Origin of the sequence: uncultured Rhodospira sp. (assembly GCF_937138205.1) — a bacterium.
Taxonomy (GTDB): Bacteria; Pseudomonadota; Alphaproteobacteria; order Rhodospirillales; family Rhodospirillaceae; genus Rhodospira.
Window position 1 is genome coordinate 1 of sequence record NZ_CAKZOT010000112.1, and the last position, 13,951, is coordinate 13,951.

The following is a 13,951-nucleotide window of genomic DNA, read 5'->3' on the forward strand; positions in this document are numbered from 1 at the left end:
GGTCGGAATACAGCGAGTGAACGACGATATCGAGCAGCTTGGTGACCTCGGCCTGGAACGACAGGCGGTCTTCGGTCTTGGTGTCCGTCATGGGGGCGACCCTGCGTTTGTTCTGGGACTCTGTTGCGGTGTCGCGGCGCGGTCCGTGTCAAAGGGGGTGCGCCGGGAGGGGCTTCGGCGGGTTCATATGTGCCACAGGGTGGCCGCGCGCAACCCTGTGGTTATCGCTTTCGGGTGGCGGGCCGGCGCACCTGTTCGCTGTATCTCTGCCGTCAAATTTCGGTCATGATGGAGCCTGGAGACCGTTGACCCGCCCGGCCCGCCGGCTGTATCGACGGCATCCCCGGCGGTGCAACGCCGCTGGACGGGGCTTTTTTTGGTGATTGGGAGACAGCGATGCCGATTCCCTTGCAGATCGCGTTTCATGGACTGGACCACTCCGACGCCGTGGAGACGCGCGTCCGGGAAAAAGTCGACAAACTGGAACAGTTCTGCGATCGCATCACGAGTTGCCGGGTGGTGGTCGAGGTCCACCACAAAAACATTTCCTCCCTGCATCGCAAGGGTGAGCCGTATCACATCACGATTTCCTGCAAGGTGCCGGGTGACGATCTGGTGGTGCGGCGCAGTCCCAAGGATCCCAAGGCGCACGAGGATATCGGCGTGGCCTTGCGCGATGCCTTCTCCACCATGGAACGGCGCCTGAAGGACTACATGGAGCGCGTCAAGACGGGCTGAGCCCGTCACCACTCGCGGACGGGCGGCCGAGGCAAACCCGGTCTTGCCAAGCCGCCCCGACGGTCCCATGCTCGGGAGCGTTATGACCGCTCCGACGGACCGTTCGCGGGTCTGGGCCGTGCTCGGCCCGACCAACACCGGCAAGACCTGGCTGGCGGTCGAGCGTATGCTCGGCCACTCGTCCGGGATGATGGGATTCCCCCTGCGGCTGCTGGCGCGTGAGAACTACGAGCGGGTCGCGCGCGCCAAGGGCGCGGGCAAGGTGGCGCTCATCACCGGCGAGGAAAAGATCATCCCGGCCGATGCGCAGTACTTTCTGTGCACGGTCGAGAGTATGCCGGTGGGACGGCCGGTCGACTTCCTGGCCATCGACGAAATCCAGCTCTGCGCCGACCGCGATCGCGGCCATGTCTTCACCGACCGCCTGCTGAACGCGCGCGGGCGCGAGGAGACCATGTTCCTCGGCGCGGCCACCATGGAACCGCTGTTGCGGCGGCTGCTGCCGGATTGCCTGTTCGAGACACGGCCGCGCTTCTCGCGCCTGACCTACACCGGCCCGCGCAAGCTGACCCGACTGCCCCGGCGGTCGGCGATCGTCGCCTTCTCGGCCGGCGACGTGTACGCCATCGCCGAACTGGTGCGCCGCCAGCGCGGCGGCGCGGCGGTGGTCATGGGCGCGCTCAGCCCGCGCACCCGCAACGCCCAGGTGGCGCTCTACCAAAACGGCGAGGTGGACTACATGGTGGCCACCGACGCCATCGGCATGGGCCTCAACATGGACGTCGACCATGTGGCCTTCGCCGCCATGGAGAAGTTCGACGGCACCCGCCAACGTGCCTTGCGCAGTACAGAGGTCGCGCAGATCGCGGGCCGCGCCGGGCGCTACATGAACGACGGTACTTTTGGCACGACGGCGGACGTGGGGCCGCTGCCGACCGAACTGGTCGAGCGGGTCGAGAGCCACCAGTTCCAGGCCGTGCGCGGGATCCAGTGGCGCAACAGCGCGCTCGACCTGTCGTCTGTGGCCGCGCTGCACAACAGCCTGAACGCGCCACCGCCGCTTGACGTCTTGCAGCGCACGCGCGACGCCCACGACCACGCCGCCCTGGAGGCCCTGACCCGCGAGGATGACATCCGCTCGCTGGCGCGGGGCCGCGAGGCCGTGGAACTGCTGTGGGAGGTCTGCCGCGTGCCGGACTTCCGCAAGATCCATGAGGAGTCCCACGTCCGTCTGCAGGGGCAGATCTTTCGCCATCTGACGGCGCGGGCGGGGCGGTTGCCGCCGGACTGGATCGCCGGCCACGTCAAGCGCCTGGACAGCACCGACGGCGACATTCATGCGCTGACCGACCGCATCGCCAGTATCCGCGTGTGGACGTACGTCGCCTATCGGAACGACTGGCTGTCGGACGCCGAGCACTGGCGCGCCCGGACCCGCGCCATCGAGGATCGGCTGTCCGACGCCCTGCACGAACGGCTGACCCAGCGGTTCGTCGACCGGCGGACGGCCGTGCTGATGCGCAAGTTGAACGATCGCGCCGACCTGTTCGCCGTGGTGGACAAGGATGGCGGCGTCCGGGTCGAGGATCACTACGTCGGCCGCCTGGAAGCGTTCACCTTCACGCCGGACCGGCAGGGCGGTGGGCGCGGCGACAAGGCGGTGCTCAATGCGGCGCTCAAGGCGCTGCACGGCGAGATCGGACAACGGGTGTTGGCGCTGGAGGCCGCCGAGGAGGCGGCCCTGACCCTGACCGACGACGGGAGCATCGCCTGGAACGGTGTCGTGGTGGCGCGGCTGGGGCGCGGGCCGGAGCCGCTGCGTCCGTCGGTCGACCTGCCGGCGAACGAGTTCCTGGCCGGCGCGCGGGCGAGTCGGGTGCGGGCGCGGCTGTCGCTGTGGCTGGACCGTCTGGTGGCCCGCGACCTGGCGCCCCTGCTGGTCTTGCGCGATGGGGACGGCCTGTCGGGGGCGGGGCGGGGCTTGGCTTACCAACTGGTGGAAGCCTTGGGGACCGTGCCCCGCGCGGCCGTGGCGCCGCAGGTGACGCGTTTGACGGCGGTCGACCGCAAGGCGCTGGCGCGCCGACAGGTGCGCCTGGGGGTGGAGAGCGTGTTCATGCCGCCGCTGTTGAAACCGGCGGCGCAGCGCCTGCGGGGCCTGCTGTGGGCGGCCAGTCAGGGGGTGACGCCGTTCCGCCCGCCGCCGTCCGGGCGGGTGTCGTTTTGCCCGCCCGAGGATGGACAGCCGCCCGACCCCGACCTCGCCGAGGTTTACCAACGGGCGCTCGGGTTCCGGCTGATGGCCGGGCGGGCCGTACGGGCGGACATGCTGGAACGGTTCGCCGCCACCTTGCGGGGGGCGCTTCGGGACGCTGGGGGGAGCGACAGCGGGGCGCCGCTGCCGGCGGCCGTGGCCCCCATGCTGGGCGTGTCGGTCGAGGAGGTGGAAGGGCTGTGCCAGGCCCTGGGCTACCGCGTCTGGCGGGATGACGCCGGCGGCGTTCGGTTCCGGGCTGACCGGCGCGGCAAGCGAGGGCGCCCCCGCGACCGTGCCGAGACGGCGGCCGAACGGCGCCGGCGGCTGGCGCGCGGGACGGCGCCCGTGGCGGACTCGCCCTTCGCGGTTCTGGCGGAAAAGGTGCGGGCATGATGGCTGACGACGCCCTGCGCATCGACAAGTGGCTGTGGCACGCACGCTTTCGCAAGACGCGGGGGCTGGCGCAGGACCTGTGCACCGGCGGGCACGTCACGCTGAACGGGGCGACCATCGCCAAGCCAAGCGTTTTGGTCCGGCCGGGGGATCAGCTTGAGCTCATCCTGGGGCCGTATCGCCGGCGGGTGCGGGTGGTGGCTTTGGGCCAGCGCCGGGGTCCGGCCCCGGAAGCGCAAGCGCTCTACGAAGAGATCGAACCGCCCGAGCGGTTGCAGGATCCCGTCATGGCGCCGACGCCGGTGCGTCCAGCGGGGAGCGGCCGTCCGACCAAGCGTGAGCGGCGGGCGTTCGAGGCCTTGCGTGGTCGCGACACTGCGGGCTAAAGCCCATCGAACGGACACTTGCGGACCCGGGCCATGAATGATTAAGTGTGGGCCATCCGGATCGCCGGTCCGGAAACCGCCTTCTTGACACATTCCTCGACATCGACGGGCCGCCGACACATGCTGGAGTCCTTGCGTAAGATCTTGTTCGGAGACGAAGTATCGGATTCCGAGGCGGGTCAGAAAGAAGTTCGGTTCGCGGCGGCGCTGCTCCTGACCGAGGCAGCCAGTTCGGACGGTGCCATAGACGACGCCGAGCGCACCCGCATTCGCGCCCTGCTCGAAAAGCGGTTCTCGCTGTCGCCCTCGGACGCCGAGAGCTTGATGCGCGAAGCCGCCGCCGCGCAGCACGAACAGGTCGAGTTGTACGGTCCGTCGCGGGTTCTGAAGGACGCCTTCTCGTACGACCAGCGGGTCGAACTGCTGGAAATGCTGTGGGATGTCGTCTTTGCCGACGGCGTTGTGCACGAGTACGAGGCCAGCCTCATGCGGCGGTTGGGCGGGCTGTTGTACGTGGACGACCAGGACAACGGAGCGGCCCGGAAGCGGGTTCTTGAGCGGCGCGGCTTGTCGTGACGCGGTGCCGCCGTGAGGAGTGGAGTTGAACTCATATGACATACGTTGTCACCGAAAATTGCATCAAGTGCAAGTTTCAGGATTGCGTTGAGGTTTGCCCGGTCGACTGTTTTTATGAGGGTGAGAACTTTCTCGTTATTAATCCGGACGAATGTATTGACTGCGGCGTTTGTGAACCGGAATGCCCGGCCGAGGCGATTGTGCCAGATTCGGATGACCGCGCCGCCGACTGGCTCGAGATCAACCGAGACTTTTCCGAGCGTTGGCCGAATATAACGCGCAAAGGCGATCCTTTGCCCGACGCCGACGACTGGAAGGACAAGCCAGGCAAGCGCGACCTGCTGAGCGAAAATCCCGGCACCGGAACGACGTAAGGCCGATCGTCAGACCGATCGTCCGTCCGACGCGCCTTTCGAAGGGCGTGAACGCGACGGCGCGGACCGATCGGACAGGCGTGCACAAGAGACTGGGATTTGTTGAGCTTTTGTGTTAGACAAGGCGATCCACAGGGCAATCCTGGGCATTCCCGTAGAGCGTGCTTCTTTGGTAGGATGACGGAAGTCATTCGAAAGAGGGAGGGGGTCGCGGGGTCCCGTGGCCCGTCCGTGGGGTGAGGCGGGCGCGAGAACCGCGCTGGTGGGAGCATGATGACCCTCTAAGACATTTCGGGTCCGAGGGAGCGCGACAGCGATCAGACCATCCGTCAATCCGCCGAGGTGAGCCACCGCGCGCGGAGGCCGGAGGTGACGTCTCGGTGCGACGGTCGTCGACCAGTCCGTGGTCGGCGGCCGATTGTGTGATGAGGTGTGTGACGAGTGTCGGCGGTGGCGTGGACGGCGGTGCGGTTGCATCGCGTCGCGCTAGGCCGCTCGCGACAGGTCGGATCTGCTGCTTGAACCGCTGTTTGTATTGAAGAGTGAGGCCATGACGAAAAAGGCGCCGTTTTCCGTTGGAGATCATGTTGTGTACCCGACGCATGGCGTGGGCTTGATCGAGGCGATCGAAACCCAGACCATCGGCGGCATGGAGCTTGAGCTGTTCGTGATTTCGTTCGAGCGGGACCGCATGATCCTGCGTGTGCCGGTGGCCAAGGCGCCGAAATCGGGCCTGCGCAAGCTGTCCTCGCGCCAGGAAATGCAGACCGCGTTGAGCACCCTGAAGGGGCGCGCCCGCGTCAAGCGCACCATGTGGAGCCGCCGGGCGCAGGAGTACGAACAGAAGATCAATTCCGGCGATCCGGTCTCGATCGCCGAGGTGGTGCGCGACCTGTTCCGGGGCGCGACCCAGCCCGAGCAGTCGTATTCCGAACGCCAGATCTACGAACAGGCGTTGGAACGGCTGGTGGGTGAACTGGCGGCCATCGAATCCATCGACGCCGACACCGCCACCCAGAAGGTCGAAAAACTACTGTCGGCGGCCTGAGACTCGCACCCCCGGTGGGGGTGTCGGTGTCAGACCGTTGATGACCATGCCGCGTCGTCCTGGACCAGACTCTCCAGGACGGCGCGGCTTGCGTTTTCGGACCACGGGTTCCAGGGTGTGGGCGCGATCCTCTCCGCCCCGGCCGCCCGATGGCCCCGTCCAGACTAGGCCAGACCAGACCAGACCAGACCAGGACTCCGCGTGATGCCCGAATCGTCCGTCGCTGCCCCCCCTGTTGACGAGACCGTCCGCGGCCTCGCCCGCGACTGCACCGCCTGGCCGTTCCAGGAGGCGCGCACGCTGCTGGACGACCGGCTCAAAGGGCAGGTGCCGGACAAGGGGTACGTGCTGTTTGAGACCGGCTACGGCCCCTCCGGCCTGCCGCACATCGGTACCTTCGGCGAGGTGGTGCGCACAACCATGGTGCGCCGGGCGTTCCAGGTTCTGGCACCGGAGATCCCGACGCGCCTGTTCGCGTTCTCGGACGACATGGACGGCCTGCGCAAGGTGCCCGACAACATCCCCAACAAGGAAATCGTCGCCGCCCACCTGGGCAAGCCGCTGACGCGTATCCCCGATCCCTTCGGCACGCACGAAAGCTTCGGCCATCACAACAACGCCCGCCTGCGGTCGTTCCTGGACTCGTTCGGGTTCGAGTACGAATTCCAGTCGGCGACCGAGTGTTACACCTCGGGCCGCTTCGACGAGGCGTTGCTGGCCGTGCTACGCCATTACGACGCCATTCGGGACGTGGTGCTGCCGACCCTGGGCGACGAACGGCGGGCGACCTATTCGCCGTTCCTGCCCGTGTGCCCGAAGACGGGGCAGGTGTTGCAAGTGCCGGTGCTGGAGACCGATCCGGACGCCGGCACCATCGTCTACCAGGACACGGACGGAACTAGGGTCGAAACCCCGGTCACCGGCGGCCGTTGCAAGCTGCAGTGGAAGGCCGATTGGGGCACGCGCTGGCACGCGCTGGGCGTGGACTATGAGATGTCCGGCAAGGACCTGATCGACAGTGTGCGCCTGTCCAGCCGCATCTGCCGCGTTTTGGGCAGCGAGCCGCCGGTCAACCTGACGTACGAGCTGTTCCTGGACGACAAGGGACAGAAAATCTCAAAGTCGAAGGGCAACGGCCTGGCGGTCGAGGACTGGCTGAAGTACGCCAACGCCGAAAGCCTCGCCCTGTTCATGTACCAGAAGCCCAGGGCGGCCAAGAAGCTGCACTTCGACGTCATCCCGCGCAACGTCGACGACTACCTGACCTTCCTGGGGAAGTTCGAGACCCAGGAGACGAAGGACCGCCTCAACAACCCGGTCTGGCACATCCACAACGGCACGCCGCCGCGCGAGGCGGCGCACCTGTCGTTCGGCATCCTGCTGAACCTGGCCAGTGTGTGCCACTCGGAGGATCCGGCGGTCCTATGGCACTACATCGGCCGCTACGCTCCCGGCGCCACGCCGGCGACGGCGCCGATCCTGGACGGCCTGGTGCGCCACGCCATCGCCTACTACCGGGACTTCGTGCTGCCGACCAAGCAGTACCGGCCAGCGACGGCGGCCGAGGCGAAGGCGCTGGAAGCGTTGCGCGCGGCCCTGGCCGAGGCGCCCCCGGATGCCGCCGCCGAGGACCTGCAGACCCTCGTCTACGAGATCGGCAAGGAACACGGCGAGACCTTCGGCGACCTGAAGGGCTGGTTCAAGGCGCTGTACCAGATCCTGCTGGGACAGGATCAGGGGCCGCGCATGGGCTCGTTCATCGCGCTGTATGGGCGGAGCGAAACGCTGGCGTTGCTTGACCGGGCGATTGCGGGCGAGGATCTCTCCGCCTGATCACACCGCAACGGAGGACGCCACCATGCTTGGACCCAGCGACCTGTCCGTCTACCTCTCGGGCGAGATTCACACCGACTGGCGCGACCAGGTCATGGCCGCGTGTGACGAGGCCGGCCTGTGCGTCGAGTTCTCCGGTCCGGTGACCGACCACGCGGCGTCGGACGACTGCGGCGCCGCGATCCTGGGCGAGGAGGACTCGGCGTTCTGGCGCGACCACAAGGGTGCCAAGGTCAACGCCATCCGCACCCGGGTGCTGATCGAACAGGCGGACGTGGTGGTGGTCCGCTTCGGGGAAAAGTACAAGCAATGGAACGCGGCGTTCGACGCCGGCTATGCCGCCGCGCTGGGGACGCCGCTGATCGTGCTGCATCCGCCGGAGCACACCCACGCGCTGAAGGAGATCAACGGCGCCGCCCTGGCCACGTGCGAGACGCCGGAGCAGGTGGCTCAAATCCTGACCTACGTGCAGACCGGGCGGTTGCCGGGGCGGTGAGTCCGGACGAGACCGCGCGGCGGGCCTTCATCCAGGCGCATACGGTGATTTCGACGGCGCCGCTGGTTCCGGACCTGCGCCTGCACCTGGCCACCGAGGTCACGCCCCTGTGGCAGGCCACCGAGGACCTGTTGCGCAAGACCGGCGTGCCGCCGCCGTTCTGGGCCTTCGCGTGGCCAGGCAGTCAGGCGTTGGCGCGGTATGTTCTCGATCATCCCGACACGGTGCGCGGTCGCGCGGTGCTGGACTTCGCCAGCGGCAGCGGCCTGGCCGGGCTGGCGGCGGCGCGGGCCGGCGCCGCGTCGGTCACCTGCGCCGACATTGATCCCATGGCGTCCGAAGCGGTGGCCTTGAACGCCGCGTTGAACGGCCTGGGCGATCGCGTCACGGCCGTGACGCGGGACCTGCTGGCCGGAGCGGGGCAGGGGGCGGCCTGGGACGTGATCCTGGCCGGCGACGTCTGTTACGAACAGCCCATGGCGGACGCGGTCACACGGTTCCTGACCGCGCACGCGCGGACCGGGGCCTTGGTCCTTTTGGCCGATCCGGGGCGTGCCTATGTGACTCGCGAGGGGACGGACCCGGTGGCCCGGTTCGCCGTGCCCACCACCCTGGAGTTGGAGGACCGCGCCGTGCGAGAGACCACGATCCTGCGCCTGCGTCCGTCCTGCCCCCCGGATCCGGGAGGGGCCTGATGCTGGATCTTCCCGACGGGGTGGCGGATTACGTGCGACGGGTGGGCATCGATGAACCCGCCCCCCTGGCCGCGTTGCGCGAAGAAACCGAGCGCATGGAAAACGCCCACTGGGTCAGCAGTCCGGAGCAAGGGGCGCTTCTGGGCTTCCTTGCCGGCTTGATCGGCGCGCGCAGGGCGCTCGATATCGGAACGTTCACCGGCTACTCGGCGCTGGCGGTGGCGTACGCCCTGCCGCCGGACGGCGAGGTGCGGGCGTTCGACCACGCCCCGGCGTTCGCCGACATCGCGCGCCGCCACTGGGCCAACGCCGGCATGGCCGAGCGGTTTCACTTTCACATCGGTCCGGCCGCCAAGGCGCTGGCGACGCTGATCGCCGAAGGGCAGGGGGGCACCTTCGACATGGCGTTTATCGACGCCGACAAGGAAGGCTATGACGGGTATTACGAACAGGCGCTGACCCTGGTGCGGCCGGGCGGGCTGATCGCGCTCGACAACATGCTGTGGAAGGGGACGGTGGCCGATCCCGCCAACACCAGCGCCGACACCGTGGCGCTGCGGGCGTTGACGGCAAAGATCCGCGACGACGCGCGTGTCGACGCCTGTCTGGTGCCGATTCGGGATGGTTTGTTGCTGGCGCGGCGGCGGTGAGGGTTTGTGCGAGTGAATTGCATTTGCCTTGGCGCGGGGCGGCCGGTATAGTGCCATTCTCTCGGCAAGGCCAGAATGGGACCGTCCCCCGCCATGTACGTCTGCAACTGCAAGGGCTTGAATGAAACCCGCGTTCGCGGGGCCATCCGCAGCGGCGTCCGCCACGTCAGCAAGGTGTTTCAGGCCTGCGGGGAAACCCCGCAATGCGCCAAGTGTGTCCACCGGATCGTCGTTCTGATCCAGGAGGAGCACGCGACCCAGCTGTGCCACCCATGGCCGGACGCGCCCAACAACGAAGACGATCGGCTGGAGGCCTGAGGTTTTGGGCGGCTGGACCGTGGTTCACCAGGGCGTAAGCCATTTTCTGGAACTCTTCTAAAAAACCGCTTTGCGTGGGCGCCCACATGCCGTATGGCTTGGGGAGACGTTGGTGTTGCACGAGACGGCGCGATCTCGTATCGACACAACGGTTCCGAACCACGCACGGGAGGCGGGCATGAAGGGTGAAAAAGTTGTTCTCGACCATCTGAACGCGGTCCTGACCAACGAATTGACGGCCGTGAACCAGTACTTCCTCCATGCCCGGATGCTGAAGGACTGGGGCTACCTGCGTCTGGCCGACACGGTTTATCACGAATCCATCGAGGAAATGCAGCACGCCGACTGGGTGATCGAGCGCATTCTTTTCCTGGAAGGCCTGCCCAACCTGCAGGACCTGCACACACTGAGGATCGGCGAGACGGTTCCCGAGTGCTACAAGGGCGACCTTGCCCTGGAATACGGGGCGCGCGACTGCCTGGTGAAGGGCGTGGCCCTGTGCGAGGAAAAGCAGGACTTCGTGACCCGCGACCTGTTGCGCAAGATCCTGGACGACACCGAGCACCATATCGACTGGCTCGAAACCCAGATGACATTGCTGGAGCAGGTCGGCGTCAGCGGCTATCTGCAACAGCAGATGTTCGGCGGCGAAGAAGGCGAGGGATAGGTCGGGTCCGTCTTCGGTCACGCGAACTCGAACCGGTCGCGGCTGTCGGCGAACGCGTCGGCGGCCGGGCCGGTGAGGGCTGGTGGGAACCACAGGCGTTCGAGCCCGCCCCCGTTCCGCAGGACGGTCTCCGCCCACCGCGCGTCCGGCTCATCCAGCCGCGACCACGCCGCCGGGTCGGCCGGCAGCGCGTTCTGTCCCTTGGCCCAGAGGGCCTGAACCGCCGGGTCCGTCATGGCCTTCAGGAGCCGCTGAGCGGTCGCCGGGGCCGTGGCCCCCACTGGCACGGCCAAGCCGTCCAGCCACGCGCGGCTGCCCTCGGCGGGCACGGTGGCTACGGGCGGCGGGTCGCCCGGCCAGGTGCGCGTGAGCCAACGGGCCAGACTGTCCCAGGCGAGGCCCGCCCGCCCGGCGCCGGCCAGCCGGGCCTTCGACAGCGCGGCGCCGAAGGTCACGCTGTCGGTCCAGACCGAGGCCAGTTGCGCGCGCCACGGGGCCAGGGTCTCGTTCACGGCCTTGAACAGATCGCGGGCGGCCGCCTTGTCCTGGCCTGCCTGCGCGAGGCGGGCACCGTCGGCGTCCACCAGCCGCAGCGCCATCCACACGGCGGCGGCGGGTTCCATCAAGACGCGGTCCTTCAGGGAAGGGTCAAGCAACACGGACCAGGGCGGCGGCTGTTCGGCCGTGAACGCCTCGCGCACATCCGCGCCAGCGGCGAACATCACGTCCAGGCCAAGCGACAGCGGCAGAAAGCACGCCCGGCCATCGCCCTCCATGGCGCCGTGGGCGGACAGGGTGCTTCGGTGCGTCACCGGCACGTCGGCCCGCAACGGCGACAGCAGGCCGAGCCCCCGCCATGCGGCGACGTCCTCCACCCCGAGCGAGACGAGATCGACCGGCCGCGTCCGCCTATCGGGTCCGGGCGGCCCCTCCAGCGTCGCGCGCCGCACCCGGTCCAGCGCCTCGGCGGGCGTCGCCACCACGGTCACATCCAGGGCGATGCCGTGTGTCCGCTCCAGGTGGCGGCGCACTCCGTCCGTCCACTGGCCCTCATAGGCCAGGGCATGAAGCCGACGGCTGGCGCCCTCGGCCGCGGTCCCCCGAGCGGCCATCGCGCCAACCGCCGCCGCCGGGATCGCGGCCAGCAGGCGGCGGCGCGGCAGGCGCGGGGGGGCCGGTCGCGGGCTCACGGGGTCACGCCGGACCACTTGATGGCGCGGTAAATGCCGCGAATGGCGCGATGGACGACAATGTAGTACGCGACGAACATGAAGACGATGCCGATGAACATCGCGAAATAGAAAAGAACCCCGAGCATCATCAGGAAGATGTAGGACCAGAACGTCTGAACCGCCTCGTCAAAGTGCGTCTGCCATTTCTCGGGCGCTTTCTTCCGGACCATATAGGAATACAGGGCACCCCCCGCCAGCGGCACGGCGGAAAACCAGATGGGCAGCGTCGGCATCGCGTGGATGGCCATGGCCAGGGGTATGAGCAGAAGCGGCAGGGACGTCAGGTACAGTGCGTGGACCGCGATCACCATGATACGGCTGATGCGGTCGCGATCCGTCGGGGTGTCCTGCTCGACAACAGTTTCCATCATGGGCTCCCTGCCACTGGTCCAAAAAAACATGCGGCGGGATCGTAGAGCAAATGGGGCCTGCTCGCCCACCCCTTTCGGCCCACCCCAACGGCATGGGGCACCGTCAGTCGGCGCGCGGATGCCGCAGGCACATCAAGGCGGTCAGATCGTCGCTCAACGGCCGGACCATGCGCTCCAGAAACGGATCGAGGACATCCGAAAGGGTGATCCCGGCCCCGCGACGGCCCACCGCCTCGGCCAGCAGGGCGTACACGCCCTCGCGCCCCAAGGCGTTGCCCGAGTCTCGCCCGCATTCCAGCATGGCATCGCTGTACAGGAACACCATGTGGCCCGGCGGAAATGGCACTGTTCGCGTCTCGTACAGGGCGTCGGCGTCGACGCCCAACGGCACACCGGATCCATCGCCCCAGGAGACGGCGCCCGTCGCCGTGTCCGCTATGAGGGGGGGAGGGGAGGCGGCGGCGGCGTAGCGCAATTGATGGGCCTGGGTGTCGACGACGCCGTACAAAGCCGTCGCGTACTGGCCGGTGGGTAGCAGGGTGCTCAGGCGCGCCCCCAGCAGGCTCAGGTATTCGCCCGGGTGCCGCATCCACTCGGGGAACTCTGTCAGCAGGGTATGCAGGCGGAAGGTATTCAGCGCCGCCGAGATGCCATGGCCGGCAAAATCGACCATCCACAGGGCGAACCGGTGGGCGTCGATGGGGTGCAGCCCGTACAGGTCGCCGCCCAGTTCCGAGGAGCTTTCGAAGTGGCTGCCGAGGCGGACGGCGTGGCGTTCTTCCAGGGCGGAAATCGTGCCCGGCTCAGGCAACAGATCCTGTTGCATCCGGTGGGCCGCGCCGAGGTCTTCGTCCAGCCGGGCGCGGTACGCCTGCAGGTCGGCGTGGGTGTGGATCAGCCGTTCCTCGACCGACGCCAGACGCATGTGATCCGGCGCCCCGGCCGCCAGCGGCGCCCGGCCGGACCGGGGCACCCGATCCGGCTGGGCGATCGTGTCGTTGGCCGGCGCCGGCAGGGCGACCGACGCCTCGACTTCATTGCCGCGGCCCTTGTATTCGAGACTGTCGAAGCTGATCCTTCGGGCCAGGGCGATGCCGCGACCGTGAATGTCGAACACCCGTTGGGTGTCCATCTCAAGGTAGTCACGCCAGTTGAACCCCTCGCCTTGATCGGCGATCGTGACGGCGATCCGGTCAACCTCTCGCCGGATCGTCACTTCGACGACCCTGTCGCGGTACTCGGGCCGGCTCAGGCGATCCTCGACCTCCGCCTGGAGGCAGCCCCTGGCAAGCAGGTCCGACTTTTCCGCGTATGTTATGCCCAGGTTGCCGTGCTCGACCGCGTTGGTCATCAGTTCGGAGAGGCCGATGACCTGGCGTGGAGGGTCGGGAAACGCCACGGCGAGCGATGTCGCCAGATCACTGGCTTCCTCCAGGGTGCGGACGTGGAACCGCCCCTCCCGCAGATGGAGAAGGGCCGATGCCTGGGTGTCGATGTCGCGCTGCAGGCGGCGCACGCGGGCGTAGTCCGCCACGGCGGCGGCCGTGACCGACAACAGGGCCTGCGGTTGATACGGCTTGGTGAGATAGTAGAAGACGCCGGCACGGATACCCTCGATGACCTCGGTTTCGCTGTCGGCGGCGGTCTGCATGATCACCGGCAACGCCTGCAGGTGGGGCGTCGCCTTGATGCGGGCCAGCACCTCCATGCCGTCCATGCGCGGCATCCGCCGGTCCAGCAGCACGACGTCGAAGCTGTCGCCTTCGCGCTCCAGCAGGTCCCAGGCCTCGTCGCCGTCGCTGGCCAGCGCGATGTCGTAGTCGAGCGCCTTCAGCAGGCCCGCCAGCATGTCGCGGCTGCGGCGGTTGTCGTCAACGACGAGGGCGCGAATCGACGGCATGGGCGGGATGTTCCTGC

General features: G+C 67.8%; 15 protein-coding genes. 12 read left to right on the forward strand and 3 right to left on the reverse strand.

Going from position 1 to position 13,951, the window contains the following annotated elements; genetic code table 11:
* Positions 1–396: 396 nt before the first annotated feature.
* From Q0309_RS15870 to bfr, 12 genes are all read left to right on the forward strand, one after another.
* Positions 397–738, forward strand: coding sequence for an HPF/RaiA family ribosome-associated protein (locus tag Q0309_RS15870; protein WP_299443381.1), 342 nt, complete (start codon positions 397–399; stop codon positions 736–738).
* An 82-nt stretch (positions 739–820) separates the two neighbouring features.
* A complete protein-coding gene (locus Q0309_RS15875) occupies positions 821–3,388 on the forward strand; it encodes a helicase-related protein (protein ID WP_299443384.1) in 2,568 nt (855 codons plus the stop codon).
* A complete protein-coding gene (locus Q0309_RS15880; RefSeq protein ID WP_366940645.1) occupies positions 3,385–3,774 on the forward strand; it encodes an RNA-binding S4 domain-containing protein in 390 nt (129 codons plus the stop codon). The genes Q0309_RS15875 and Q0309_RS15880 overlap by 4 nt, the downstream gene beginning before the upstream one ends.
* A 120-nt stretch (positions 3,775–3,894) precedes the next feature.
* Complete coding sequence (locus Q0309_RS15885) at positions 3,895–4,350, forward strand: TerB family tellurite resistance protein (protein WP_299443388.1); 456 nt, start codon at positions 3,895–3,897, stop codon at positions 4,348–4,350.
* Positions 4,351–4,385: 35 nt separating this feature from the next.
* Positions 4,386–4,724, forward strand: coding sequence for a ferredoxin FdxA (gene fdxA, locus Q0309_RS15890; RefSeq protein WP_299443391.1), 339 nt, complete (start codon positions 4,386–4,388; stop codon positions 4,722–4,724).
* Between the two features lie 550 nt (positions 4,725–5,274).
* On the forward strand, positions 5,275–5,772 hold the full coding sequence (locus Q0309_RS15895) for a CarD family transcriptional regulator (protein ID WP_299443394.1): 498 nt from the start codon (positions 5,275–5,277) through the stop codon (positions 5,770–5,772).
* Positions 5,773–5,976: 204 nt separating this feature from the next.
* Positions 5,977–7,605 (forward strand): lysine--tRNA ligase, encoded by a 1,629-nt coding sequence (locus Q0309_RS15900; protein ID WP_299443397.1) that lies wholly within the window; start codon positions 5,977–5,979, stop codon positions 7,603–7,605.
* A 25-nt stretch (positions 7,606–7,630) separates the two neighbouring features.
* Complete coding sequence (locus Q0309_RS15905; RefSeq protein ID WP_299443400.1) at positions 7,631–8,101, forward strand: YtoQ family protein; 471 nt, start codon at positions 7,631–7,633, stop codon at positions 8,099–8,101.
* Positions 8,098–8,796 (forward strand): methyltransferase, encoded by a 699-nt coding sequence (locus Q0309_RS15910; RefSeq protein ID WP_299443403.1) that lies wholly within the window; start codon positions 8,098–8,100, stop codon positions 8,794–8,796. The genes Q0309_RS15905 and Q0309_RS15910 overlap by 4 nt, the downstream gene beginning before the upstream one ends.
* Positions 8,796–9,446 (forward strand): class I SAM-dependent methyltransferase, encoded by a 651-nt coding sequence (locus tag Q0309_RS15915; RefSeq protein ID WP_299443406.1) that lies wholly within the window; start codon positions 8,796–8,798, stop codon positions 9,444–9,446. The genes Q0309_RS15910 and Q0309_RS15915 overlap by 1 nt, the downstream gene beginning before the upstream one ends.
* A gap of 75 nt (positions 9,447–9,521) precedes the next feature.
* The gene (locus Q0309_RS15920) at positions 9,522–9,764 is read left to right on the forward strand and encodes a (2Fe-2S)-binding protein (protein ID WP_299443409.1); all 243 of its coding nucleotides are present in this window, start codon (positions 9,522–9,524) and stop codon (positions 9,762–9,764) included.
* A gap of 178 nt (positions 9,765–9,942) precedes the next feature.
* Entirely contained in the window at positions 9,943–10,431 is a 489-nt protein-coding gene (bfr, locus tag Q0309_RS15925) for a bacterioferritin (protein WP_299443412.1), read from the forward strand.
* 17 nt (positions 10,432–10,448) lie between these two features.
* Here bfr and Q0309_RS15930 read toward each other — a convergent pair whose 3' ends face one another.
* From Q0309_RS15930 to Q0309_RS15940, 3 genes are all read right to left on the reverse strand, one after another.
* On the reverse strand, positions 10,449–11,621 hold the full coding sequence (locus tag Q0309_RS15930; protein WP_299443415.1) for an extracellular solute-binding protein: 1,173 nt from the start codon (positions 11,619–11,621) through the stop codon (positions 10,449–10,451).
* On the reverse strand, positions 11,618–12,034 hold the full coding sequence (locus tag Q0309_RS15935; protein ID WP_299443418.1) for a hypothetical protein: 417 nt from the start codon (positions 12,032–12,034) through the stop codon (positions 11,618–11,620). Before Q0309_RS15935 ends, Q0309_RS15930 begins: the two co-directional genes overlap by 4 nt.
* Positions 12,035–12,137: 103 nt before the next feature.
* On the reverse strand, positions 12,138–13,934 hold the full coding sequence (locus tag Q0309_RS15940) for a SpoIIE family protein phosphatase (protein ID WP_299443421.1): 1,797 nt from the start codon (positions 13,932–13,934) through the stop codon (positions 12,138–12,140).
* Positions 13,935–13,951 lie beyond the last annotated feature (17 nt).